The organism is Chryseobacterium sp. CBTAP 102 (assembly GCF_003201365.1).
GTDB lineage: Bacteria > Bacteroidota > Bacteroidia > Flavobacteriales > Weeksellaceae > Chryseobacterium > Chryseobacterium candidae.
Window position 1 is genome coordinate 40,685 of the sequence record NZ_QICX01000012.1, and the last position, 25,839, is coordinate 66,523.

General features: G+C 35.5%; 20 protein-coding genes. 8 read left to right on the plus strand and 12 right to left on the minus strand.

Annotation, left to right across the window (positions count from 1 at the left end):
* Nucleotide 1 precedes the first annotated feature (1 nt).
* The 8 genes from C8D70_RS15895 to C8D70_RS15925 form a co-directional block, all read right to left on the minus strand.
* Nucleotides 2-1,330, minus strand: coding sequence for a PdaC/SigV domain-containing protein (locus tag C8D70_RS15895; RefSeq protein WP_110367964.1), 1,329 nt, complete (start codon nucleotides 1,328-1,330; stop codon nucleotides 2-4).
* Between the two features lie 154 nt (nucleotides 1,331-1,484).
* A complete protein-coding gene (groL, locus tag C8D70_RS15900) occupies nucleotides 1,485-3,110 on the minus strand; it encodes a chaperonin GroEL (RefSeq protein ID WP_076597731.1) in 1,626 nt (541 codons plus the stop codon).
* A gap of 53 nt (nucleotides 3,111-3,163) precedes the next feature.
* Nucleotides 3,164-3,523 carry a four helix bundle protein gene (locus tag C8D70_RS15905; RefSeq protein ID WP_110367965.1) on the minus strand — a complete coding sequence of 120 codons (360 nt, stop codon included), beginning with the start codon at nucleotides 3,521-3,523 and terminating at the stop codon, nucleotides 3,164-3,166.
* Nucleotides 3,524-3,557: 34 nt separating this feature from the next.
* On the minus strand, nucleotides 3,558-3,836 hold the full coding sequence (gene groES, locus C8D70_RS15910; protein WP_076597733.1) for a co-chaperone GroES: 279 nt from the start codon (nucleotides 3,834-3,836) through the stop codon (nucleotides 3,558-3,560).
* A 115-nt stretch (nucleotides 3,837-3,951) separates the two neighbouring features.
* Entirely contained in the window at nucleotides 3,952-4,209 is a 258-nt protein-coding gene (locus C8D70_RS15915) for a hypothetical protein (RefSeq protein ID WP_228408046.1), read from the minus strand.
* A 178-nt stretch (nucleotides 4,210-4,387) separates the two neighbouring features.
* Complete coding sequence (locus C8D70_RS21220; protein ID WP_262484577.1) at nucleotides 4,388-4,522, minus strand: hypothetical protein; 135 nt, start codon at nucleotides 4,520-4,522, stop codon at nucleotides 4,388-4,390.
* A gap of 392 nt (nucleotides 4,523-4,914) precedes the next feature.
* A complete protein-coding gene (locus C8D70_RS15920; protein ID WP_110367966.1) occupies nucleotides 4,915-7,302 on the minus strand; it encodes a M1 family metallopeptidase in 2,388 nt (795 codons plus the stop codon).
* Between the two features lie 67 nt (nucleotides 7,303-7,369).
* Nucleotides 7,370-7,948, minus strand: coding sequence for a HupE/UreJ family protein (locus C8D70_RS15925; protein ID WP_110367967.1), 579 nt, complete (start codon nucleotides 7,946-7,948; stop codon nucleotides 7,370-7,372).
* A 150-nt stretch (nucleotides 7,949-8,098) separates the two neighbouring features.
* On the opposite strand from C8D70_RS15925, the gene C8D70_RS15930 reads away from it, so the two are divergent.
* Together C8D70_RS15930 and C8D70_RS15935 are read left to right on the plus strand one after the other, a co-directional pair.
* Nucleotides 8,099-11,317, plus strand: a complete 3,219-nt coding sequence (locus C8D70_RS15930) for a S8/S53 family peptidase (RefSeq protein WP_110367968.1) — start codon at nucleotides 8,099-8,101, stop codon at nucleotides 11,315-11,317.
* Nucleotides 11,318-11,397: 80 nt separating this feature from the next.
* Complete coding sequence (locus C8D70_RS15935; RefSeq protein ID WP_110367969.1) at nucleotides 11,398-11,913, plus strand: DUF6702 family protein; 516 nt, start codon at nucleotides 11,398-11,400, stop codon at nucleotides 11,911-11,913.
* A gap of 5 nt (nucleotides 11,914-11,918) precedes the next feature.
* Here C8D70_RS15935 and C8D70_RS15940 read toward each other — a convergent pair whose 3' ends face one another.
* On the minus strand, nucleotides 11,919-12,512 hold the full coding sequence (locus C8D70_RS15940; RefSeq protein WP_110367970.1) for an ACP phosphodiesterase: 594 nt from the start codon (nucleotides 12,510-12,512) through the stop codon (nucleotides 11,919-11,921).
* 122 nt (nucleotides 12,513-12,634) lie between these two features.
* Nucleotides 12,635-13,984, minus strand: coding sequence for a DNA repair protein RadA (gene radA, locus C8D70_RS15945; RefSeq protein ID WP_110367971.1), 1,350 nt, complete (start codon nucleotides 13,982-13,984; stop codon nucleotides 12,635-12,637).
* A gap of 138 nt (nucleotides 13,985-14,122) precedes the next feature.
* Between radA and C8D70_RS15950 the strand changes: the two genes are divergently transcribed.
* From C8D70_RS15950 to yidC, 3 genes are all read left to right on the plus strand, one after another.
* Nucleotides 14,123-14,692, plus strand: coding sequence for a YceI family protein (locus tag C8D70_RS15950; RefSeq protein WP_110367972.1), 570 nt, complete (start codon nucleotides 14,123-14,125; stop codon nucleotides 14,690-14,692).
* A 225-nt stretch (nucleotides 14,693-14,917) separates the two neighbouring features.
* Nucleotides 14,918-16,525 carry a CTP synthase gene (locus C8D70_RS15955; protein ID WP_110367973.1) on the plus strand — a complete coding sequence of 536 codons (1,608 nt, stop codon included), beginning with the start codon at nucleotides 14,918-14,920 and terminating at the stop codon, nucleotides 16,523-16,525.
* A 178-nt stretch (nucleotides 16,526-16,703) separates the two neighbouring features.
* Nucleotides 16,704-18,503, plus strand: coding sequence for a membrane protein insertase YidC (gene yidC, locus C8D70_RS15960; RefSeq protein WP_110367974.1), 1,800 nt, complete (start codon nucleotides 16,704-16,706; stop codon nucleotides 18,501-18,503).
* Between the two features lie 132 nt (nucleotides 18,504-18,635).
* Here the strand turns inward: yidC and C8D70_RS15965 are convergent, their stop codons facing one another.
* Nucleotides 18,636-19,220: a ribonuclease HII gene (locus tag C8D70_RS15965; protein ID WP_076597743.1), complete on the minus strand. Its 585-nt coding sequence runs from the start codon at nucleotides 19,218-19,220 to the stop codon at nucleotides 18,636-18,638.
* Between the two features lie 489 nt (nucleotides 19,221-19,709).
* Between C8D70_RS15965 and C8D70_RS15970 the strand changes: the two genes are divergently transcribed.
* Nucleotides 19,710-22,757, plus strand: a complete 3,048-nt coding sequence (locus C8D70_RS15970; protein WP_110367975.1) for a SusC/RagA family TonB-linked outer membrane protein — start codon at nucleotides 19,710-19,712, stop codon at nucleotides 22,755-22,757.
* Nucleotides 22,758-22,775: 18 nt separating this feature from the next.
* Nucleotides 22,776-24,206, plus strand: coding sequence for a SusD/RagB family nutrient-binding outer membrane lipoprotein (locus C8D70_RS15975; protein ID WP_110367976.1), 1,431 nt, complete (start codon nucleotides 22,776-22,778; stop codon nucleotides 24,204-24,206).
* Between the two features lie 251 nt (nucleotides 24,207-24,457).
* Here the strand turns inward: C8D70_RS15975 and C8D70_RS21115 are convergent, their stop codons facing one another.
* Nucleotides 24,458-24,853, minus strand: a complete 396-nt coding sequence (locus tag C8D70_RS21115) for a transposase (protein ID WP_317047799.1) — start codon at nucleotides 24,851-24,853, stop codon at nucleotides 24,458-24,460.
* Nucleotides 24,854-25,249: 396 nt separating this feature from the next.
* On the opposite strand from C8D70_RS21115, the gene C8D70_RS15985 reads away from it, so the two are divergent.
* Nucleotides 25,250-25,624, plus strand: coding sequence for a lipocalin family protein (locus tag C8D70_RS15985; protein ID WP_110367977.1), 375 nt, complete (start codon nucleotides 25,250-25,252; stop codon nucleotides 25,622-25,624).
* Nucleotides 25,625-25,839: the final 215 nt, after the last annotated feature.

Sequence of the window (25,839 nt, forward strand, 5' to 3'; positions counted from 1 at the left end):
ATTATATTTTAAAAATTAAATCATCAATTGGAATTTCTAAGAAACTTGATGCCATTACAACTCTAGGCATATATTTCATAAAGTAAATAGTGAGGGTGTTTTCGTCAAATGTAAAATCTAAATCATTATCCCTTACATATTTTAGGTATTGATGGAGAATATCTTTTGAATCACTGTCTGCATGTTTATCAATTTTGACTGATAAGAACTCTTGTAAATTCCCATATTCTGAATAATCTATTAAATCGTAGAAGTTTAAAAATCTTTCAGGTTTGAATGTGAAATTTAAAGTATATATATAATTATTAGGATAAGCGCCACCAAAATAATCAAATCTGGAAATTGTAATACTTAAAAATTTTTCATTAAAAAGTTGAATTTGGTACCCTACTTCTAATAAAAAAGGATTTTCCTCCTTAGCTTTTTCAATAAAGTATTCTTCCATTTCTTTGAAGTAGATTCTGGCTTCATTGACTATTAAATAACCTTTTTGAGTTATAAAACTATTAATGAAATCGCAATTGAATGCATCATTTTTTTTTATTAATGGAATTTTAAAATCATAATCAATCTTAATATCTTTATGGATGTCTAAAGATAGATTTAAGTCTTGGAATTTATCCATACTTGTAATTGATTCTAATATAAAAGATCCTCCTTCGTGGCCAGAGTTATATAAGGGACCGAAGCAAGGAGTTTGATGGTGGTACTTACTAAATTCTATTAAAGTTTTTTCTCCAAGTTCATTAATACTTAATTTATCAGAATTGAATTTATTTATAAAATTATTTAAAGCTAGTGCAAATGGACTTGATTCATTTGGCTTTCCGTCTTTAACTTTTTCGATACTGCCAGATGTTAGAGCAAATCTTGACCTTTTTGATGTTAAGGCTTCATATCCTCCACCTCTTTCATTTTCAAATATTGCTCCAGAAAAGCAGCTATCTGAGATAATTGCAATATGTTTTGCAGGAGAGTACTTCAAGAGGTTTAATAATTCATTAACATTAAACCATGAAGTCGTCTCATGTCTTAGTGAGTCATTTAATAACCAATATGAAGATTCTGTTTTTGTGTTATATTCACCATGCCCAGCAAAAATAATTAAAATTCGATCTTCTTCTAGCGAATTAATAAGTATGTCATATAAACTATTATATAAAGAACTTCTAGTTGTTTGTTCTTTTTCAGAAAATAAGTCTACTTCATCAAAAACAAACTTTGAGGTCAATGATGCTATTATTGATTGTATGTCTTTCTTGCAATTATTTAGATTTTTAATTGATTTGTCTTCATATTCATCAATTGCTATTCCAATTAATCTTGTCATTATTGTGAATTTTATAAATAACAGTTAATAACTAAATCTACAAAATATATTAATACAATGATATGTTTTTTATGAAAATTCAAATTTTGAAAACAAAAAACCGCTCTACAAAAGCAGAACGGTTAGTATATTAATTTGCCTCGGTCGCTGACCGTTACATCATTCCTGGCATTCCACCACCCATTGGCATAGCTGGTTCATCTTTTTTCACTTCAGTGATTACACACTCAGTTGTTAAAAGCATTCCGGAAACGGAAGCTGCGTTTTCAAGGGCAACTCTTGTTACTTTAGTAGGGTCAATGATTCCTGCTTCAAGCATGTTTACATACTCGTCAGTTTTTGCATTGTATCCGAAGTCTCCTGAACCTTCTGCTACTTTAGCAACGATTACAGAACCTTCACCACCTGCGTTGGCAACGATTTGTCTTAATGGCTCTTCGATGGCTCTTTTCACGATTTTGATCCCTGTATTTTCGTCAGAGTTAGCACCAGAAAGGCTTTCCAGAGATTTAATTGCTCTTACTAAAGCAACACCACCACCAGCAACAATACCTTCTTCTACAGCTGCTCTTGTAGCGTGTAGGGCATCATCTACTCTGTCTTTTTTCTCTTTCATTTCCACTTCAGAAGCAGCACCTACGTAAAGTACGGCAACACCACCAGCTAACTTAGCTAATCTTTCCTGAAGTTTCTCTCTGTCGTAGTCAGAAGTTGTAGTTTCCATCTGAGCTTTGATCTGAGCTACTCTTCCTTTGATTTTCGCTTCGTCACCACCACCGTTTACAACTGTAGTGTTGTCTTTGTCAATCGTTACTTTCTCAGCAGTTCCAAGCATATCCAAAGAGATGTTTTCCATAGTGAAACCTTGCTCTTCAGAGATCACCTGTCCGCCTGTAAGGATTGCGATATCTTCCAACATTGCTTTTCTTCTGTCTCCGAATCCCGGAGCTTTTACTGCAGCAATTTTAAGAGAACCTCTTAGTTTGTTGACTACCAAAGTAGCTAAAGCTTCTCCTTCCACTTCTTCAGAAATGATTAATAGAGATTTACCACCTTGTGCAATTGGTTCAAGAACCGGAAGTAATTCTTTCATTGAAGAAATTTTCTTCTCTACTAAAAGGATATATGGGTTTTCCAGTTCAGCTAACATTTTCTCAGGGTTCGTCACGAAGTAAGGTGACTGGTATCCTCTGTCGAACTGCATACCTTCTACAACATCTACTGTTGTATCGATACCTTTAGCTTCTTCTACAGTGATTACACCTTCTTTTCCAACTTTTCCGAAAGCTTCAGCGATCAAAGCACCGATAGTTTCGTCATTGTTAGCAGATACAGAAGCAACCTGCTTTACTTTATCTGTAGAATCTCCCACAGCCTGAGACTGTGTTTTAAGGTTTTCAACAACAGCAGTTACTGCTTTGTCGATTCCTCTTTTAAGATCCATTGGGTTAGCACCCGCAGCTACGTTCTTAAGACCTTCTCTTACGATAGCCTGTGCCAATACAGTAGCGGTAGTAGTACCGTCACCTGCAATATCATTGGTTTTGGAAGCCACTTCTTTTACCATCTGCGCTCCCATATTTTCTACTCTGTCTTCAAGTTCGATTTCTTTTGCAACAGACACACCATCCTTAGTTACGTGTGGAGCACCGAAAGATTTTTCGATCACTACGTTTCTTCCCTTAGGACCTAAAGTTACTTTTACTGCATTAGCCAATGCGTCAACTCCTCTTTTCAGAGCGTCTCTTGATTCAATATCGAATTTTATTTCTTTTGCCATAATTTTAAGCTTTAGGCTATAGGCTTTAAGCAATAAGCTTTTACCTTTAGCAATTAATTATTATTTAATAATTTTTTTCTGAGTTGTATAAGTTTTTGTCTGATTAAATTCAGTGTTGCATTAAGATTTGCTATTTTATCTTCAGAAGTGAATCCTAAATCACAAGAAAGTAAAAGAAGGTATTCCGTTTCATTTGTGGAACCTATACTTATTTCTAAAAATCTTGCAAATTCTTTCTCTGTGGATCTTCCACAACCTTCTGCGATATTGGTAGGAATAGAGACTGCTGCTCTTCTTATTTGAGAGGTAAGACCAAAAAGTTCAGACTTAGGAAAATTTTCAGAAATAATATAAATTTCTTTTACCAGTTCATGGGCAATTTTCCAGGTATCATATTTTTTGTAGTCTCTCATTGCCTACTGTTTATAGCTTAATGCTTACTGCATTTTACCCAATGATTCCCAATAAATCTCCTTCCTTTACAATTAAGTAATCTTTCCCTTCCAATTTTAATTCGGAACCTGAATATTTTCCATAAAGAACTTTGTCACCTACCTGAACTGTTGTAGGCTCATCTTTCTTACCGGGACCTACTGCCACTACAGTACCTTCTTGCGGCTTTTCCTTTGCAGTATCCGGGATGATAATACCTGAAGCTGTTTTAGTTTCTGCTGCGATTGGCTCTACCAGAACTCTGTCTGCCAATGGTTTAAAGTTTACTGACATAATATTATTTATTTTTTAATTATTCTGTCTTGTAATTCTCTAAATGTATGCCATAAGACACTGCTGGCTGAAATGGCAGATTTTTATTTGTGAATGTGAAAATTTGGCAGAAAAATTATTTCTTGCGGGCTGGGAATCCGAAAAGATAACTCGTTGCTATGGGTACTATAAACAAAAGAAAGGTAATAGCGGAAACTAAAATTTCCATAGTATGGCTGGCTAAAAAATGAGCAAATACCGCAGCAGGGTAGAAGTGATCATATAAAGACATACTTGGTTTGATTCCTAAAATAGCAATCACAATAAAAGCGGCCGTTTCCAGGAAAGGAAATACCTGTGTGAGACAAACAAACCCCTGCGCGATAAATCTCATCGCTAAAATTCCTATAATCAGAACATATTAATTCGTATAATTCCAGCCATGTTTTTTTAAAAAAGGTGAAGAACTTCCTTTGGGGAGAACCTGTAAAAAGAATGTAAAAGAACATTTAAGTTAAAAAGATAAAGCCGGAAATTTCCGGCTTTATCTTAAATGGTTGTCAAGTAACGGATTACGGACAATACTGCCCCGGACCGATCCATAGAATACATTGTCCTTTGTAATTGTACTCGCAGCAAAAACGTCCTGCAGCTCCGCCATTGATAGATTTCTGAGCATCTCTGCTTAATACTTTGGCATTTTTCATAGTTAAAAATATTTTGGTTGTACATCCTGAGCATTTAAAGTCAATCAGGATTTTGACATTTGGTGTAAAAGAAGTGAATCAAAGATATTGTTTTTCCTTGTTATGTGATATATTTTATTGGTGTTTTTTTTAATAAAATTTTGGTTATCAGTTGTTAATGGCTTTTGTTCGAAATCCTGAGGTTGAGAATATAAATAGAAAATACGGACACTTCCGGCTTTATGATAATTATGATAAGACCACTGTCTAAGGAAGGGCAATTGATCTCTGAACTTTTTGACTAGATAGATTGTAAGCAAAAAAAAACACTACTTCGTATTAAAAAGAATTATTCTTATCATCTTTTAATACGAAGCAGTGCTGTATTTGTTAAAGTCTACAACTTCCTGATGTTAACTTTTTCCTGCAGCCTGCATTGGATTAACCTTTCCGGTTGAGCCTCCTCTTACACTTCCGCCTTCCTGTTTTTGTTTAAAGAGCTGGAATTTTGAAGTTTCAGTACCCGTTCCGGTGCTGCTCCAGAAATTATTGGTAGTATCAATATCAGCAGTTTCCCTCATGGGATCAAGCTGAATAGATTTCAATTTCTTATCAAAATAATAGGTTTTGGAAACTTTTTGTTCATTCAGTCTCCAGATCTGTGCTGCAGATTTATCGTATAATTTTGAGCCGTCTTCAAAAGTGAATTCAAGAATGATAGGCATTACCAGACCACCTTTGTTTACAAAATCGATCTGATATGCTGTAATATTTTTGAATTTCTCTTTATCCCTGGTATCTAAAGGAAGACCAGCCTCAGTTTTGATGGTGTATTGCTTATTATTATCAAGCTTTTCCTGGCCTCTGTCATATCTGTAATAGAAATCCTGAAGATCTTTGTCCCCCTCTACGTAGAATTTGATATTCTTATCTTCTCTGTTTCTGATTTTTGAAAGGTCTTCAAAACTGTTTACCAAAGGTTTTTCAACCTGATATTTTATTTCAGCAGCTGCTTTTGGATCCGTTTCAAGGTTTGGAACAGCTGCCGTTACTTTATCAATAGCGATATCTACAGGATCTGTGCCGTAGAACCATCCTCTCCAGAACCAGTCAAGATCTTCACCGCTGGCATCTTCCATGGTACGGAATAAATCAGCAGGTTCAGGATGTTTGAATGCCCATCTTTTAGCATACGTTTTAAAAGCTTTGTCAAAAAGCTCTCTTCCCATAATCGTTTCACGAAGAATATTCAGTCCTGTGGCGGGTTTTGAATAGGCGTTCGGACCATACTGAACAATATTTTCAGAGTTGCTCATAATGGGTTCCAGCTGATCTTTCGGGAGTTTCATATAATCTACGATCGTCCATGCCGGTCCTCTTTTGGATGGGAATTTATTATCCCATTTTTCTTCCGTAAGATATTCTGTAAAGGTATTCAGACCTTCGTCCATCCATGCCCATTGTCTTTCATCAGAATTGATGATCATAGGGAAAAAGTTATGACCAACCTCATGGATGATTACTCCAATCATTCCGTTTTTGGTCCCCTCAGAATAGGTTCCGTCTTTCTCCGTTCTTCCGAAGTTGAAACAGATCATCGGATATTCCATTCCGTTTGCTGCTTCTACAGATTGGGCTACAGGGTATGGATAAGGAATCGTAAATTCCGAATAGGTTTTAATGGTATGAGCAACTGCTTTTGTGGAAAACTTTCTGTAAAGACCATAAGATTCCTTGGGATAGAAACTCATGGCCATTACTTTATTATTATTTTCTGGAATTGTTACGCGCATTCCGTCCCAGACAAATTTTCGGGAAGAAGTCCATGCAAAATCACGTACATCTTTTGCTTCAAAAACCCATGTTTTTCTTTGTTTTGAATGATTTTTTTCTGCCTTTTTAGCTTCATCCAATGTTACAATTTCAATAGGTTCAGAAGCATTTTCAGCTTTTCTGTATCTTGACAGCTGATCAGATGTCAACACCTGATCGTAGTTTTTACATTCTCCGGTTCCTCCAACAATATGATCGGAAGGAACATTCATGGAAACTTTAAAGTCTCCGAAAACAAGTGCAAATTCACCTCTTCCGGTAAACTGATGGTTCTGCCAGCCCTGGAAATCACTATATACACACATTCTTGGATACCATTGTGCCATGGTGTACAGATCGTTTCCGTCTTCAGGGAAGTTTTCATAACCGCCGCGGCCTCCCATCCTGATTCTGTTGGGAATATTGTAGTTCCAGTCTACTTTGAAAACGAATTTCTCCCCCTTTTTCAAAACTTTGGGAAGATCAATACGCATCATGGTTTTGTTAACGGTATATTTCAGGGGAGTTCCTGAAACATCAGTCACTTTCTCAAGACTTACACCATACCCGTTATCCTTAACAGGAAGTTCAGTTACTTTAAGCTGCTGGTCTGTTGTTGACGGATGAAGAACAGATGAAGTATCATACCCCGAATTTCGAATGCTGGAATGCTCGTTTTCATCAAGCTGAAGCCAGATATAGTCCAGATCATCCGGAGAATTGTTGTAATACGTCACCGTTTCGGAACCTTTCAGATTTTTTTTATCTTCATCCAGATAAGCGGTAATGTTATAATCGGCTCTGTTCTGCCAGTATCCGTGTCCGGGAGCTCCTGATGCCGTTCTGTAGATGTTGGGTGTTGGCAGAATTGTTCCCAGCTGCTCAAACCTGTTGCCATGATTACTGCCCGGATTATTCTGAATATTTTGTGCGGTGAAACCTGTATATGCAAATACAGAAAGTGAAAGTATAACAACTTTTAGTTTCATAACCGGAATGATTTTTTAATGATCAAAGATAGTAATAACCTGTTGAATTCATAAGAATATTTAACTTTTAAAAAGGAATTCTTTCCAAAGTCATTTTTAAGGATAAAGCAAATACTCCCGAAGAAACAAAAAGTATCCAGTCTTTTTTATTCACCTTGAAAAGATTGAGTGAAAGGAACAGGATGATTAAAATTGCAGCAACAATTACAATCTGGCCAAGCTCCAGACCAATATTGAACCCAAGAAGAGGTAAAGCTATACTCTGGCTTTTGGCAATCATTACTCTTGCTGTATTGGCGAATCCCATTCCATGCACAAGGCCGAAGATCAGGGCAAGATAATAGTTGGCCCGCATCAAAGTCTGTTTCTGATTTTTCATGATAATATTATCCAGTGAAGTCAGAACAATGGTTAAAGGAATTAAAAACTCTACCCAATCAGAAGGAACCCTGAAAACATCCAGAATGCTTAGGGCTAAGGTAATGGAATGTCCAATTGTAAATGCGGTCACAAGAATCAGAATTTTTTTCCAGTCACTGTAAGAATATACAGCGATCAGGGCCAGAACAAAAAGCTGATGATCCAGAGCATCCAGAGAAATAATATGTTCCCATCCAAGGTGTAAATAAAAAAGAAAATCCTGCATTTTGGTTAAAAAAAATATATTTTGAATATATTGTTAAATTGTTATTGATTTTATTATTTTGAGTAATTTTAGCACTCAATATTTGTTAATATTTTATGTCATTTGTGTTTTGAATAAAAATTGTATAATTGTATTGCTTAAAAATATAATATGAATATTAAAAAATTATTTTTTACAAATGTAAACATTTCATATGGAGGAGCGAAGCTTCTCAGAAATGCTACAGCAGCCTTTTTGGGATTGTATTCCTACGCTTTTTACGGGCAGGTACAGAAACTGGATTCTCGTTTTGATATTTTATTGAAAAATAAAGAGAGTATTGCTAATGGAAGAGCGGTAAAAGAACTGGAACGTCCTGATATGAAACTAGACCAGCACCTGGTGGTGACCTCAAAGGGAGCGCAGACTATGTATTCATGTATTGTTTACACTAAAGAGCCTGAAAAACTAAAGGAAGACGGATTTCTGGTACAAAGCCAATTGCCTTCTTTTTCTACAGCTTTAGTCTCTATTGAAGACATTGAAAGACTGATTCAGCTTCCCTATGTAACCTCAGTAATGGCACCGGAATTTGATGTACTTCATAACGATGTGAGCAGAGCTCAGTCCGGGGCAAGTCTTTTGCAGGATGGAGTTTTCAATAACACAGCCTATAATGGTACTGGTGTATTGGTAGGAATCTATGATAGTGGGATAGACTGGAAACATCCGGATTTCAGAAAAGCTGATGATCAGACCAAAAGCAGAATTGTCTCCATCTGGGATCAGACATTAACTGCACAGGCGGGAGAAACTGCTCCCGCAGGATTTTCTACCGGTGTAGAATATACCAGAGCGCAGATTGAAGATGAACTGGACGGAACACCAACAGGCTTTGTTCGTGAAAATGATACCAATGGTCACGGAACCCACGTTTCTGGCACGGCAGCCGGGAATGGTGCTGCCTTTACCGATAAAAGACATAAGGGATTCTCATCTGATGCGGATATTGTTTTTGTAAAAGGAGGAAACGGGTCTTTTCCCACAACCAATACCATTAATGCCTTAACTTATTTCAAAAATGTAGCTACTGCTCTCAACAAACCCATCGTTGTCAATATGAGTATCGGCGGACAGGGATCTGCCCACGACGGAACTTCCAGCCATGAAGTAGCAGTTAATAATTTCACCACTTCAGGAGCGGGAAGAGTAGTTGTGATTTCTGCTGGAAATGATTATGGAGCTAATCTTCACAGAAAAGTAGATATTGCAGCTGGTGCGGCACAGACATATAATTTTACAGTAGTAAGCAATACTTCTGCAGCTTCGGTATTTTCATTCATTATGTATGCCAATGATAATACTCCTGTTACTGCCAAGCTGACTACTCCGGACGGCCAGCAGTATACGCAGAATATCAGTACAACTACAGCTCACACTATATTGGGAGGAGGCCTTACAGCAACCATGTATAACTATTGGAGCAATGATAACAACAAAAGGTATGTTCAGCTGGTTGTTACCAGAACTTCAGGAACCACCAATGTTCAGGGGAATTATGCATTGGAAATTACGAATAACGGAACACAGCAGATCACGACCCACGGCTGGCTGTATAGCCAGGGAGTGCAAACCACGTTGCAAAACGGAGATAATGAATATATAGTAGGATCTCCGGGGAATGCTTCCAATGCAATTACAGTAGCTTCATACATGGGAAGAGCAAGCTGGTATAGCGGAACAAGCGGTTATTTTACACTTACTCCACAGGAATCAATCTCTTCATTCAGTTCGCAGGGACCAAGAGTAGATGGTTTTCAGAAACCAGATATCGCAGGCTCGGGCCAGAACGTAATTTCTTCCAGATCTGCTGATTCTTCTCCCGGAGCGACAGATATTATTGCAGGAACCAATTATTATGTGAAAAATCAGGGGACAAGTATGTCTTCACCAGGTGTAGCAGGAGCTGTCGGATTATTGCTTCAGGCTAATCCTTCATTAACGGCGGCACAGGTGAAAGCACGTCTTACTTCCAATGCAAGAATGGATGGAGCAACAGGAACTGTTCCTAATATGAGATGGGGATATGGAAAATTGGATATCTACAAAGCTGTTACGGATGAATTAGGATGTGTTAAATCTAATTTTGAAACAGTAGGGTACGATGAACCTTATATTATTGCCAATACAGAATCTAACTATTACTTTGATAATGTTGCCCTGGCAGTAAGATATACGCCTACATTAACAGGGAAGTTGGGAGGCTTTTCATTTTTAACGGGTACTTCTCTTCCTTCGGATATTCCTGTTGATATTCAAATCAGAAAAGTGAATGCCAATGGAAATCCAGGAGATATTATAGCCACTAAAACCATTACTTCATGGCTGAATAGTTCTCAAAGATTTACGTGGAATTATGTAAATCTTTCAGATCTGAACGTACAAATGGTAACCGGGAAAGACTTTTATATCGTCGTAAACGGATTAGGCGGAAGGATTGCCATGAAAGCTGAGAATGCGGTGTTGAATAACAGGTCTAAAACTTCTACAGATGGTACTGCATGGACTTCAAGAACATTTGATCTTAAAATGAGAGCCGTAGTTTATGAAAATGTTGCTGAAGTAAAAAATTTAGCAACTTCCAACCAGACAAAAGCCAGTACGGTGGCTAATGGTTATAACTATTTTACAAATTCCTGCCAGCTTATCTCAAGAATAGAAAAAGAAGCAGCCAGTACAGTAACAGGAAATGTGACATCAAAAGTATGGGTAGATAATGCACAGCCCAATTATGTTGCAAGAAGATATGAAATCAATTCAGATGCAAATACTACTACGGCTACCGGAAAAGTAACTTTATATTTCAAGCAGAGTGATTTCGATGCCTATAATCTGACCAATGGAGTGAAATTACCTACTTCACCCACTGATGTTGCGAACAAAGCGAATCTTTTTATTGAAAAATATACGGGAACAAGCACTACTGGTACCATAGCTTCTTTTGGTGGAGCAGCAACAATTATTACTCCTGATATTGCAGATATTATTTGGAATGATACCTATCAATACTGGGAAGTCAGTTTCCAGGCAACAGGTTTCGGGGGATATTTTGTTAAAACAGGAACAACATTAGGCACAGCCGATGTTAAGATGAATTCAGAAGTGAATATCACTCCGAATCCTGCGAAAGATTTTGTTAATGTGATATTGGGAAGACACTCTAAAGGGGCGGTAACCATTTATGATGCTTCAGGAAAATTGATTAAAACCGTAAATGTGAATACTAATTCAGGTAAAATTGATGTTTCAGAGCTGATAAAAGGAACGTATCTGTTCACCATAATGCTGGAGGATAACACAAAAATTACAAAAAAAATAATTAAACAATAAATCTTCGTCAATGATATTCAATGAAAAGCAGCAGTTATAGAAACTGTTGCTTTTTTTATATTTGCTGTAAAATAAGATTCATGTCAGGTAAGTTTTTTGGGAGTTTTCTTTTCGTATTAATAATGACTTTTCAGAGTTTTACAGGGAGTGAAGCTTTTCACCCCTATCACGTAGGCTCTGTAGAAATTAATTATAATTCAAAATCCAGAACATTTGAAGTGACCGGAAGATTCTTTCTTGATGACCTGGAAAATGGCTTGGGAAAAAAATATGGAGGCGCTTTTCATTTTAATGACGAAAAATACAAGACCAAACTGAATGATGCCCTGCACAAATACAGCTCAGAATATTTTAAACTAAAAGTTGATAATAAATTTTTAAAAGTAAATTATATTGGCTATGAAGAAGACCAGGAATCTGTAAATATCTTTCTAGAATCCGAACCTGTGTCCCCTCCGAAAAAAGTAGAAACCGCGGTAAGTTTTCTGTATAATCTTTTTGATGATCAGATCAATATTGTTCATATCATTGTAAACGGACAAAGAAACAGTGAAAAACTTATCTATCCTAACCGCTATCTCTATAAACAGTTCTGAGAATATTAATTTTCCAGCTGAAGCAATGTATTGATTCCTTTTGCGTGAGCCATCAGATCAGGAAAAAAATCATCATAACACTGCTGAAGATGATCCTTGTTCTTTAAAAAAGCTTCAAAAACAGGAATATCCCTATCAAGATATTTTGCTTTATTAAGTACATTCTGAATGCTGAATTTGATTCCCCAGTCTTCACGGTAATTATAAAGCCAGTCATCATGCTCCATTTTTACCAGCATCTTTTTGAAATTTTCAGGAAGCCACTGTTCATGGGTATTTAAAACACGATAAACTTTGAGGGAATGCGATTTCCATTCTGTCAGAGAATTCAGTGATAGGTCTCTGGCTACAAAATGATCCATAGAAACATCCACAAATGCACCGGCGTACAATCTTACCAATGGGGCAAACACTTTTTTGGCCTCATGGATAGCCGGATGGGAATCTGTAAAAGTGTCAATTGCTCTGTGCAGGGTAATTCCGTCCTGAATTTCCTTTGGGAAAGAGAAACGATCTCTGTTGCGGATAAAGTCTTCAAGAAATTGCCCCACGATCTGCCCGTCGGTAAAAGAAAGAAAAGAATGCGCCAGATAATTCATAATTTAAAGGTATGAATTAAATGTGGATAGTGAAAGGTGAAAAGTGAATTCGCTTCGCTTGTTAATTTTTTATCGTGATATTAATTGACTATTGACTTGCGTAGCAAAATTGACTATTCACATTAAAAAAGCCTCTCGTGAAAATCTTCAATCTTACTCACTTCTTCAATCTTGATTCCAAATTTTCTTTTCGGAATTTTATTAAGATTGGAAACGAATATTTTTTCATAACCCAGTTTTTCCGCTTCAGTAATTCTCTGTTCAATCTGGGCTACCGGGCGTATTTCTCCGCTCAGACCAATTTCTCCGGCAAAGCAGTAATGTTCTGAGATGGCAATATCTTCATTAGAGGAAAGAACAGAAGCAATGACCGCCAGGTCCAGTGCAGGGTCATCTGTTTTTATTCCGCCCGTAATATTCAGGAAAACGTCTTTTGCTCCCAATTGAAAACCTGCTCTTTTTTCTAATACGGCCAGAAGCATATTCAGTCTTTTGGAATCAAAACCGGTACAGCTTCTCTGTGGAGTTCCATAAACGGCCGTACTTACCAATGCCTGAATTTCCAGCAGCATAGGTCTGTTTCCCTCAAGGGTTACCGCAACGGAGTTACCGGAAAGTTCTTCAAATTTTTTGGTGATCAGAATTTCAGAAGGGTTTTTAATCTCTTTCAATCCCTGGGAAACCATTTCATAAATTCCAATTTCGGAAGTAGAACCAAAACGGTTTTTATTGGCTCTCAATAATCTGAAAAGATGATTTCGGTCTCCGTCAAAATTCAAAACAACATCCACCATATGCTCCAGAACCTTTGGTCCGGCAATCTGTCCGTCTTTGGTGATGTGGCCTACAAGAAATACCGGAGTATTATTTTCTTTGGCATATTTGATGATCTCATTGGAGCATTCCCGGATTTGGGATACGGTTCCCGGAGAACTTTCTATCAGCTGAGACTGCAGAGTCTGGATAGAATCGATGATCATGAAATCAGGCTCCAGTTTTTTTGCTTCATGAAGGATTTTTTCCAGTGAAGTTTCAGTAAAAAGAAAACAGTTCGGATTCTGAATATCAGTAAGCCTGTCCGCTCTCATTTTAATCTGAGAAGCACTTTCCTCCCCGGAAACATAGAAGATTTTTTTCTTCATTTTTAAAGCAAGCTGAAGCAGAAGGGTCGATTTCCCGATTCCGGGTTCGCCGCCAATCAAAGTCACAGAACCCAAAACGATACCGCCTCCTAAGACACGGTTCAGTTCTTCAGAAGGTGTTTTTATCCTTGGTTCCTCACTTGTTTCCACTTCAACAATATTGATAACATGTTGTTTGGTTTTTGAGAAAGGAGGAGTTTTGTGAGAAGGTTTTTCTACAACTTCTTCTACTAAAGTATTCCACTCTCCACAGTTTTTACATTGTCCCAGCCATTGAGGGTACTGGGTTCCGCAGTTTTGACAGAAATATGCTGTTTTCAGTTTTGCCATACTGCGAAGTTATAAAAAAAGCATTTTTCTTTCGGAATCTAAATGGATTTAATATAAAAAACTAATACGTCTGCGGTAGAAATATCTTTCTTATCTTAGCTTTCTTCAATTAAAATATTAATGTAAAATATCATTACAATGAAAAAAGTATTTTTATCTTTCGTATTTACGCTTTTAAATATCGTTGCTTTTGCACAGGGAACCTGGCAGGTAGACCAGATGCACTCATCGGTCAACTTTAATATCAAGCACATGGGGATTAGTTTTGTACAGGGAAGGTTTGATAAATTTGACGGAAAAGCAGCTACAGGAGGCGCTAATCTGGATAATGCCGATGTAAGCTTTTCTATCAGTGTCCCTTCCATTAATACCGGAGTGGATATGAGAGACAGACATCTTATCAGTGAAGAGTTTTTCGATGTTGCCCAATATCCTACGATTGAATTTAAAAGTTCTTCTGTTGCAAAAGATAAGAACAACAACTACATTGTAAAAGGGAAGCTGACGATGAAAGGAGTGGAAAAAGAAATCACTGCTCCGGTTACGTTTGGAGGAATTACAAAAAATAAAGACGGAAAAGAGATTATGGGGATTCAGACAAAATTTACCGTGAACCGTCTGGATTATGGTATCAAATATGATCCGTCAGGAGCAGGAATCGCAAAAGATGTTGAAGTAACGGCTTACTTTGAACTGACTAAGCAATAATATTTCAGAATATAAACTATAAAAAGGTTTTCCATTGGAGCGGAAAACCTTTTTCGTTGATAGATAAAATCCTTTTGATCATAGCTTTGTTTCATTTGCTTATATCAAATATAGATAAAAATTTTATTAGGTTTTATAATTGTTTGAGGGATGTTTTATCATTTTCAAAATGTAAAAGATTGCTTTGTATTTCTTTTTCCCCTAACTTTGCACAAACCTAATCTAATGAGTAAAAAGAATACAAAGTACATCTTTGTGACAGGAGGTGTAACTTCATCTTTGGGAAAGGGAATCGTTTCTGCTTCTCTGGGACTTCTACTAAAATCACGCGGCTTTAATGTAACGATCCAAAAATTAGATCCTTATATCAATATCGACCCAGGAACTTTGAATCCTTATGAGCACGGAGAGTGTTATGTGACTGAAGATGGTGCGGAGACAGATCTGGATTTAGGCCACTACGAGCGTTACCTTGATGCTCCTACATCCCAAAACAACAACGTTACTACAGGAAAAATCTACCAGACTGTCATTGAAAAAGAAAGAAAAGGAGACTTCCTTGGAAAAACAGTTCAGGTAATTCCTCATATTACTAACGAAATCAAACGTAGAATTAAAATCCTTTCAAAACAGAACTACGATATCATCATTACTGAGATCGGAGGAACGGTAGGGGATATCGAATCTTTACCATACATTGAAACTGTTCGCCAGTTAAAGTGGGAGCTGGGAGAGAGTAATTCTATGGTGATCCACCTTACTTTACTGCCTTATCTTGCTTCAAGTGGAGAATTAAAAACAAAACCATCCCAGCACTCCGTTCGTCAGTTGATGGAAAGCGGAATTATGGCAGATGTTTTAGTGTGCAGAACAGAACATAAGATTCCTAAAGATCAGAGAGCAAAACTGGCTCAGTTCTGTAACGTTCCTTTAGATAACGTTATCGAATGTAAAGACCTTGAAACCATCTATGAAGTTCCAATGTATCTTCAGAAACAAAACTTTGATGATGTAGTTTTAAAAGAGCTGGATCTGAAAAGTGATAAAGATGCTGATCTTAAAGACTGGAAGAGTTTCCTTAAAAAATTCCAGAACCCTAAGAAAACCGTTGAAATTGCATTGGTAGGAAAATATGTTTCCCTTCAGGATTCTTATATTTCTATTGCTGAGGCTTTCAAACATGCAGGAGCTGACCTTGAAACTGAAGTAAAAGTAAGATGGGTTTACAGTGGAGATATTACGGAAGAAAATATTAAAGATACACTGAAAGGTGTGAATGGTATCCTTGTAGCTCCTGGTTTCGGAGACAGAGGGATTGAAGGAAAAGTTCTTACCGCAAAATATGCAAGAGAAAATAAAATTCCAATGTTGGGAATCTGTTTAGGAATGCAGATTATGACGATTGAATTTGCAAGAAATGTTTTAGGATATACCAAAGCAAACTCTATGGAATTTGATACGGCTACTCCGGATCCTGTAATTTCTTTGATGGAAGAACAAAAAAATGTAGTAGATAAAGGAGGAACAATGCGCCTTGGAGCATGGAAATGTTCTTTGAAAAACGGTTCTAAATTATATGATGTCTACGGAAGCAAAAATATCTCTGAAAGACACCGTCACCGTTATGAATTCAACAGTGATTATCTTCAGGAATTTGAAAAAAATGGTTTCCTGGCTACAGGTACTAACCCTGAAACAGGTTTGGTAGAAGCCCTGGAACTTCCTGATCACCCGTTCTATGTAGGGGTTCAGTATCACCCGGAATATAAGAGTACGGTAGCAACACCGCATCCTTTATTCAGAGCTTTCATCAAGGCTTGCGAAAAGAAATAAGGTAAAATTTTATCATAAACGTCTACCCATAAACTCAGGCTGATTATTCTCAGCTTGAGTTTATTATATAGTAACAACGTAAAGCATAGAGTTTTGATAAAAAAACAGTATTTTTGTCAGCTCAAATTACGTACGCCAGTATGTACATTTTAAATTTAAAATTTTAATATAAAATAAAATGCAACAAAACAACGGAATCGATAAGAAGCAAATGATTAGTTTCGCGGTTTTATGCCTTGTTCTCTTCGGTTTTATGTTCTACTTCCAGAACAAACAAACGAAAGAAGCGGAGTTGAAAGCTCAGGAGCAGAAAACGGAACAGGCTAAAAATGCCGTAAAGCAAACTCAGGCAAGCAATATCAATCCAAATGTAACTCCTACTGCAATTCAGACAGCAAGTCTTGGAAATAATGAATTAAAACTTGAATTCTCAAGCTTAGGAGGACAGGTTTCCAAAGTAGAGCTTTTAAAGTATAAAGCTTACAACCATAAAACAGACAATGCAGATCAGCCGCTTTATCTTATTAACAAGAATAACTCGAACTACGGTTTTCAGTTTAAAGATAAAACAGGGAAGATTGTTAATACTAAAGATTTAGTTTTCTCACCTGCTGTTAACGGAAACGCTGTTACCTTAACTGCAGATTATAATGGTGCTGTCATTCAATTCATTTATACACTGTTACCAAAATATACCTTAGACTTTAAAGTAAGAACTCAGGGACTTTCTAAAATTACTTCTGATAATAAAGCAGATTTTATCTGGGATTATAATGTAAGAAACCTGGAAAAGGGTAGAGCACAGGAGCAGTCTCACTCAGAATTTTCTTATGCTTTCAATAATTATAAAGATTATGATTATGATGGAAGAACCACTATGGAAGAAGAAAAAGAAACCCTTAACTGGATTGGTGTAAAGCAGCAGTTTTTCTCTTCTGTCATTGAAGCTAAAAACGGATTTACTCAAAGTAAAGGAAACCAGGAAAATGTTGAAGAAGGAGAATATTTAAAGAAGTTCAACTACGAAGGTTTTGTTCAGATGACCGGAAGTGAGCTGAATCAGGATTTTACTTGGTATTTCATGCCATTGGATTTACCATTGCTTAAATCCTATGATAAAAACTTTGATGAAATTCTTCCGTTAGGCTGGTCATTCATCGGAGCCATGAACCGTTATTTCTTCATGTGGTTATACAGCATTATTGCTGCGTGGGGATTATCTGCTGGTTGGGTAATTTTCGTAATGACGATCATCGTAAAGCTTATCCTCTCACCAATTATGTATAAGCAGCATAAATTGAGTGCAATGATGAAAGTAATTCGTCCGGAAATTGATGAGGTAAATGCGAAGTTCAAGGATGCAGATCCGATGAAAAAGCAGCAGGCTACTATGGAAGTGTACAGAAAAGCCGGAGTGAATCAGATGGCGGGATGTTTACCGGCGTTGGTTCAGATTCCTATCTTCTATGCTTTATTCCGTTTCTTCCCGAACTTTATTGATCTTAGAGGACAAGGGTTCTGGTTTGCAAAAGATTTGACAGCTTATGATGATTTGATCAAACTTCCGTTTAAAGTTCCTTTCCTTGGAGATCACTTAAGTATTTTTGCTTTAGCCTGTACGGTTGTTATCTTGATCTATACTGTAATGACTTCAGGAAATATGCAGCAGCCGCAGCAGGAAGGAATGCCAAACATGAAGGTGTTAATGTATATCTTCCCGATTACATTCCTGTTCTTCCTTAATACTTCGGCTTCAGGTCTTTCATGGTATTATTTTGTATCGAATGCGATTAATATTCTGATCATCCTTGTTATTAAGTATGTGATTTTGGATGAAAAGAAAATCCATGCCCAGATTCAGTCTAACAAGGAAAAACCAAAAGCAGAAGGTAAGTTCCAGAAGAGAATGAGAGAAATGATGGAGAAGGCACAGGAACAGCAAAAAGCTCAGGAGCAGCAAAGAAATAAGAAGAAATAAAATTCTTAATAATATGTTAAAAAAGAGAAGCAATTAAGTATTGCTTCTCTTTTTTTATCTGGGTTTTTATTTAGAAATATTTTAAATTTCTAACTGGTGATTGCGAATTTGATAATTGAAAATCGGTTGCTTTTAATCATATTTCAGCCTGAAAGATTGTCTGTGATGGGGTGTTGGGCCATGTTTTATAAGGGCTTCCTGATGTTTTTTTGTGGCGTAGCCAAAATTGGTGTCCCAACCATATTCAGGATGTTCTTCGTGGAGTTGAATCATCAGTTTATCCCTGTAATTTTTAGCAAGAATAGAGGCCGCAGCAATAGATAAAATCTTGGAATCTCCTTTGATAATACATTGATGCGGAATGTAGTTATAAGGATGGAATTTATTTCCGTCCACCAAAATAAGTTCAGGAGTTATCGTTAGCTTATCCAGCGCACGATGCATTGCATGGATACTTGCATTGAGAATATTATGCTCATCAATAAAGGAAGGTGGTAATTCTGCAATAGCGTAGTTTTTCACATTATCTTTGATGTAACTATCCAGCTCCATCCTTGTTTTGAACGTTAATTTTTTTGAATCATTCACCAGATTCTGTTTAAAATCATCATCCAAAATTACCGCGGCCGCTACCACCGGACCACTTAGACATCCTCTTCCTACTTCATCGCATCCTGCCTCAATGTATAGGTTTGACCAGTTTTTTATTAGCTCCATGAATTGTTTCTATACTGCAAAAATATGGAATTTTCCAGGAAATTATTTTATGGTTTATTATTATCATTATTTAAGTTATTAATTATTTCTATTTGAATTCTGGTAATTAAGTATGCTATTTTCTCTATTTCTTGGTGATTTAGATTCTTTTTGGAATGAGAAATATTGTATGCATTGCATTGTATTTAAATTTTTAAATGATTTTTTTATCTTTTAGAAGTGATTTATTGTGTTGCTAATCAGTTGATTTGTTGTTGTTTTTGAAGTTTTTTCTATAGATAATATAAATATTTATTATTGTTAATGTTTCTTAAAAAATTATAATGTTCCAATGTTTTATTTTTGTTAAAAAATATGTTTTTAACAGAAATAAATATTTTTTTATTATTATTATTTGTTTAATTTTGAAATATTGATATTTTTTTTGCTTTTTTCTTTGTGTTATTAAGAAAGTTTTACAAATTTGTAGCGTACAAAAATTAATTTGATATGAAGAAAATAACAATGAGTCTTCTTGTTGTTGTATTATCTTCTTCCTTTGCAATTGTAAATGCTCAGCAGAAGAAAAATGATACAGCTTCACAGACTAAAGAAATTGAAGGTATAGTCGTTACTGCACTTGGAATCAAGAGAGAAAAAAAATCTTTAGGTTATGCATCCCAGGAAGTTAAGGCAGATAAACTTTTTGATGGTACTACAAATACAGGGAATATAGCATCTCAGCTATCTGGTAAAGTTGCTGGTTTAAATGTAACAACCAACTCTAATTTTGGAGGATCCTCAAACCTGGTTATTCGAGGAGTAAAATCTTTAGGAGGGAGTAATCCTCTAATTGTAATTGATGGTTCACCAGTCAATAATTCATCTACATCTTTTGGTAATCAGAATGGAGGGTTCGACTTAGGTAATGCTTTATCAGATATTAATCAAGAAGATATAGAGTCTGTAAACGTACTAAAAGGCGCTGCAGCTTCTGCTTTATATGGAGAAAGAGGACTTAATGGTGTAATTGTTATCACAACAAAGAACGGTAAAGGAAAAGAAGATAACTCCTGGGGGGTAACTTTATCATCCTCAGTGCAAGCAGGTTTTATAGATAAATCTACATTTGCAAAATATCAAACTAGATATGGGGGAGGTTATGATCCTTCATTTTATTATGGAAGTGCATCGGATGGTAAAGACTATGCCAATTTTGGAGAGGATGCCTCTTGGGGGCCGGAATTTGATCCAAATTTATTAGTTTATCAATGGGATTCATTTGACCCAACATCACCAAATTATAAAAAAGCAACCCCTTGGGTGGCTGCAAAAAATGGTCCGCTGAAGTTTTTTGAAACTCCTATGTCATTTATTAATTCTGTTTCTTTATCAAAAGGAAGTAAAGGATTTAATTTTAATTTGACATACGATAATAATATGTCTAACGGCCTTTTACCAAATTCTGATTTAAGAAAAAATACAATTTCAGCAAAAGTAAACTATGATTTAAATTCTAAGTTACATGCGACAGTCTATACGACCCTGACAATACAAGGAACGACTGGTAGAACAGAAACTGGTTATAATGACAATATTGTGACAGGTTTCAGACAGTGGTGGCAGACAAATGTTGATTTGGAAGCGCTGAAAAATGCTTACTTCAATAATGTTGGAAATCCTACAGTAGCTAATAACTACGGAAACGTTACGTGGAATAGAAAAAGCGCATCAAACGGAAAACCTGCTTTTTGGAATAATCCATACTTTCAGAGATACCAAAACTATTCTACTGATGACAGAACAAGAACATTTTCTTATGCCCAGTTAACGTATGATGTAAATGATCATATTAATATTACAGGTAAGCTTAGTTATGATAACACTAATTTAGTTTTTGAAAGAAGACTTGCTGAAGGTTCATATCCTCAAAACTTTGGCGTTTCAGGAAAAGCAATAGGCTCAGGATATCATAGATATGATTTAAATAGAAGTGAAACAAACTTTGATTTATTTGCAAATTATAAATATGATATTACTTCCTGGTTAAATATCAGTGGTATAGTTGGAGGAAATGTAAGAAGAAATCATGAGAGTTCTATTGAAGCATCAACAGAAGGAGGTTTAATTAAGCGAGGATATTATTCATTAGATAATTCCAAAGCACCTTTATTAAATCCGGTAGAATTTGAAGCAACAATACAAACGAATAGTTTATATGCTACAGCTTCATTTGATTTTAATAAAATATTCTATTTGGATGGAACAATCAGAAGGGATACAAGTTCAACTTTACCAGATGGTAATAACAAATATACTTATGGATCTGTTTCCGGATCTGTAATTTTATCTGAGCTTTTGAAATCTGAAAAATCAGTAATGAATTTTTGGAAATTGAGAGGAAATTATGCTGAAGTAGGAGGAACTGCTGATCCTTATCAATTGAAGTATTCATATTATACGGCAGGATATTTTAATACAGGAAATGGAAATATCAATATCTACAGACCACAAACGATCCTTAAAAATGAGAACTTAAAGCCTCAACGATCTCGAGAGTTTGAGTTTGGTACAGAAATTCACTTTTTAAGAGATAGAATTGTTCTTGATGGTGCATATTACGATACAAAGACATTTGACCAACTTATTACTCCAGATATTTCACCTGGTTCAGGAAAACTTGGTGCAGCAATAAATGCCGGACAAATTAACAATAAAGGTATTGAATTACATTTAGGAGTAAGTCCAATAAAAACAAAAGATTTCGCATGGGATATAGATGTGAACTGGGCTAGAAATAGAAGTAAGGTTGTAGAATTAGATGCTGGTTTAGAAGTTTATCAACTTGTAGGTTTAGTTGGAGGAGCTTCCATTGTGGCTTCGGTTGGAAATCAATGGGGAGATATATATGGAAGTGATTATGTTTATTTAAACGGTGAAAAAGTTGTCGACCCTGAAACAGGATTGTACCAAACCGAAAGTAATAAAGTAATTGGAAATGTTCAAGCTAAATGGACGGGAGGACTTAGAAATTCATTTAGATATAAAAATTTCTCATTAAGCTTCCTAATTGATGTCCGTCACGGTGGTGATGTATTTTCATCAGATATGTATTATGGATTAGCAAGTGGTTTGTTCCCGGAAACTGCTGTTGATGGATACAGAACAAATATACCTGTATTAGCTGGAGTTAATCCTAATGGTCAGGTGAATACTACTCCTGTTAACACAGATGCAATTAATCCTTTGGAGTATGGTAATAATCCAAATGATGGTTATGCCATTGTTCCGGATAAAAGATTTGTATATGATGGATCTTATATAAAACTAAGAGAAGCTAGTATTACTTACTCTCTTCCTAAGAGTATATTGGCAAACACTTTTATGAATGAAGCTAAAATTTCTATTGTAGGGAGAAACCTTTGGATTATTCATAAGAATCTTCCATACGCCGATCCTGAATCATCCCAAATGGGTGGATTATATTCATATGGATCATCTGTAGGAGCGCTTCCTACAACAAGAGAATTGGGTGTTAATTTTACCTTTAAATTCTAAAAATAAAATTTATTTAAAATGAAAAAGTTTAAAAATATATTATACGCAGGAGGTGTTGTTGCTTCATTGTTACTGTTTAACTCATGTCAAAATGATCTTACCTCTCTGAATGAAGATCCAAAACACCCTTCAACTGTACCAACAGGAAATCTATTGGCTACAAGTATGTTTCAAGGATTTTATTATATGTATACTGGTAGTGTAAACTTTAATAATTACCGTTTTTTTACACAACAATGGACAGAGACTACTTATGTACAGGAAACAAATTATAATCTGACTACTCGAGCCCAGCCTAGAAACCATTTTAGAAGAATGTATGTTTATGCCTTAGCTCCTCTTGATCAAGCTAAAAAAGATCTTCCAACTGAAATTAACGCAGATCCTGATGTAGTTAATAATAAATGGGCTACTTTAGAGATAGCATCGATTTTTGTTTGGGAAAATGTAGTCGATACATTTGGTAATGTCCCTTATAAAGAAGCTTTGCAAGCAGAAACTATCAAGTCACCTAAATATGATGATGCAAAAACAATCTATCTTGATTTAATATCTAGATTAGATGCAGCTATAGCAAAAATTAATAAAGCTAAAGCTGGATATCCTGAAGATCTGGTGTACAAAGGAGATATGAACAAGTGGTTGAAGCTAGCGAATTCAATTAAGCTAAGGTTAGCAATTAATCTTGCAGACGTTGACCCTGTAACATCAAAATCAGTAGCAGAAAGTGCTATCAATAGCGGAGTAATTGATTCAAATGATAGCTCTTATTCGTTGAAATTTGATGGAAACACTTTTACAAACCCATTATTTGATGACTTGGTTGCATCAGGTAGAAATGATTTTTTACCTTCTAATGTTATTGTAAATCCAATGAACGCTAAATCTGATCCAAGAAGGGATGCATATTTTACTCCGATAGGAGGTGTTTATAAAGGAGGTGTTTATGGTGCTTTAAACACATTTTCTAATTTTTCTCATGTAAATCCTAGTTTTTTAGCAGGAAATGCTCCTGCAAATTTATTAAGTTATACAGAGGTTTTATTCCTAAAAGCAGAAGCTGCAGCAAGGGGTTATAATGTAGGAGGAACAGCTGCAGGCTTATATGCCGCTGCTGTTACTGCATCAATGACGGAAAATGGGATATCTGCAACAAATGCCACTGCTTATCTCTTAGCAAATCCATATAATTCTACAAATTGGAAAGAATCTATTGGATATGAAGGATGGGTTGCTATGTGGAATAATCCTTTTGCTGCCTGGAATTTTGTCAGAAGATTAGATAATCCTGTACTTACTGCTCCATCGTCATCATATATTGGAGGAATACCTTACAGAATGCCATATTCTGATCAGGAATATGTAGTCAATAATGCTAACGTATCATCAGCTGCAACTGCAATTGGAGGAGATAAAGCAACAACAAAGCTTTTCTGGGATAAATATTAAAACGTATTAACAACATTCATATTATACCGCCTTAGGGCGGTTTTTTGTTTAATAATATCATTTGTGTTGTAATTAAATTGTGTTAAGTTATTAAGTTTACCAGAGTTCGGTTTAAGCAAAATTTAAAAATAACTGTCCGCTATTTACTTTTTTCAAGATGAGTGACGGTTTTTTTGAAAGAAGCAAATAAGCAGTTAGTAATCCCAAAATATTGTTCATAAAATTGTTCAGGCTTCGATGTCTTGTGTGTTCTACTTTACAGTTGTTTTTAATTCATTATTTATGGTCTCAATGATAGATTTTTTTCTAAGCAAAATCTTGTCTTCCATTTTCATGATATAATTTTTTATATTTTTTCTAAGTTTTGTAAATAGTTGAATTTCATATTTAAAGAGCATTTTCCATAAAGTTTTTGAAAGGTATCCTTTATTTGTAAATAGTTTTCCGAAAAGCTGCTCGGTCATATTTTTAATTGGCCTGATATTACTGTCGTCAACATTCCCTTTTGTCAAATAAAAGGATAAAAGTTCTCCTTTTTCGTTACAAACCAGATACACCTTAAGCCCATAAAACTTATTCCTGTGTCTTTTCCCAAATATTTGTCTTTTGAAAGCAAGGTAAAAATCACGAAGCTTCTGTGCTGAAATTCAATAAATCTAATGTAAGAAAGACTTTTAGGAAATAAGTCCTTTCAATAACTACAAACAATTTCCTTATAATAAAGCTTAAAGCTTTTGTGAGCACTCAAATGAAATAAAATCATAACGGTGATGATTTTAGAATCCAACATTATAGATGTTCTATTTCTTATTTTTTTGCTATGGTTGAGTGCTTGGAACTTTATTTTTTTAATTAAGTATCAAACTCTTTACAGAGATCATCAATTTGTATAGAATTATTTGTGATTTTTTGTTTTAAATCCATATTGGTTATTTATTTAAGTGTTTTGATATCCATGTTTATTTGTGGTTCTGGTTTTTTTATAAAAATTTTTTTGTCTATTTTTATTCCAAACTCAGGTTAATGGTGATGATAACAATGTTGTGACAAATGATGTAAGCATAAGCGGGACCTGGCGACCATTTAAATATGAATTCAGAGGTAAAAATATTGCATTGAATGATTGTGAAGATAAGGGAGTAATTCTGATTAATGCAGATTTTTCTGGAGCCTATGACAGATATGAGTCAGGAATTTCAGGGAACTGTAATTTGTCAGATTCTTTTGTAGGAAAATGGGCTTATGATAATTTGTATAATACTCTTACAATTACTTATACAGATGCTGGAGTCACCAAAACAATGAAAAAACAAGTACAATCATATTCTGATTCTGAGCTTAGAATTAATGACAATAGTAAAAACCTGGATAATACGCCTGGAAATGACGAGGCAGTCTTAGTTTTTAGAAAAGAATAAACATTCTTGTTTACTTATAAAACCGCCATAAGGCGGTTTTTTTTATTGGCAAATGGTTTTTTATAGGATTTTGTGAATTAAATTTCATTTATTTGTTTTTAAATATCATTAATTCAGTGTTTTATGTGTTGTTTTTGATGGTGGATTTTCATCACTTTAATTAGAATATTAAGGTTGCTTTTTTTTATTAAATGATTAGTTTTTAATGTATTTTA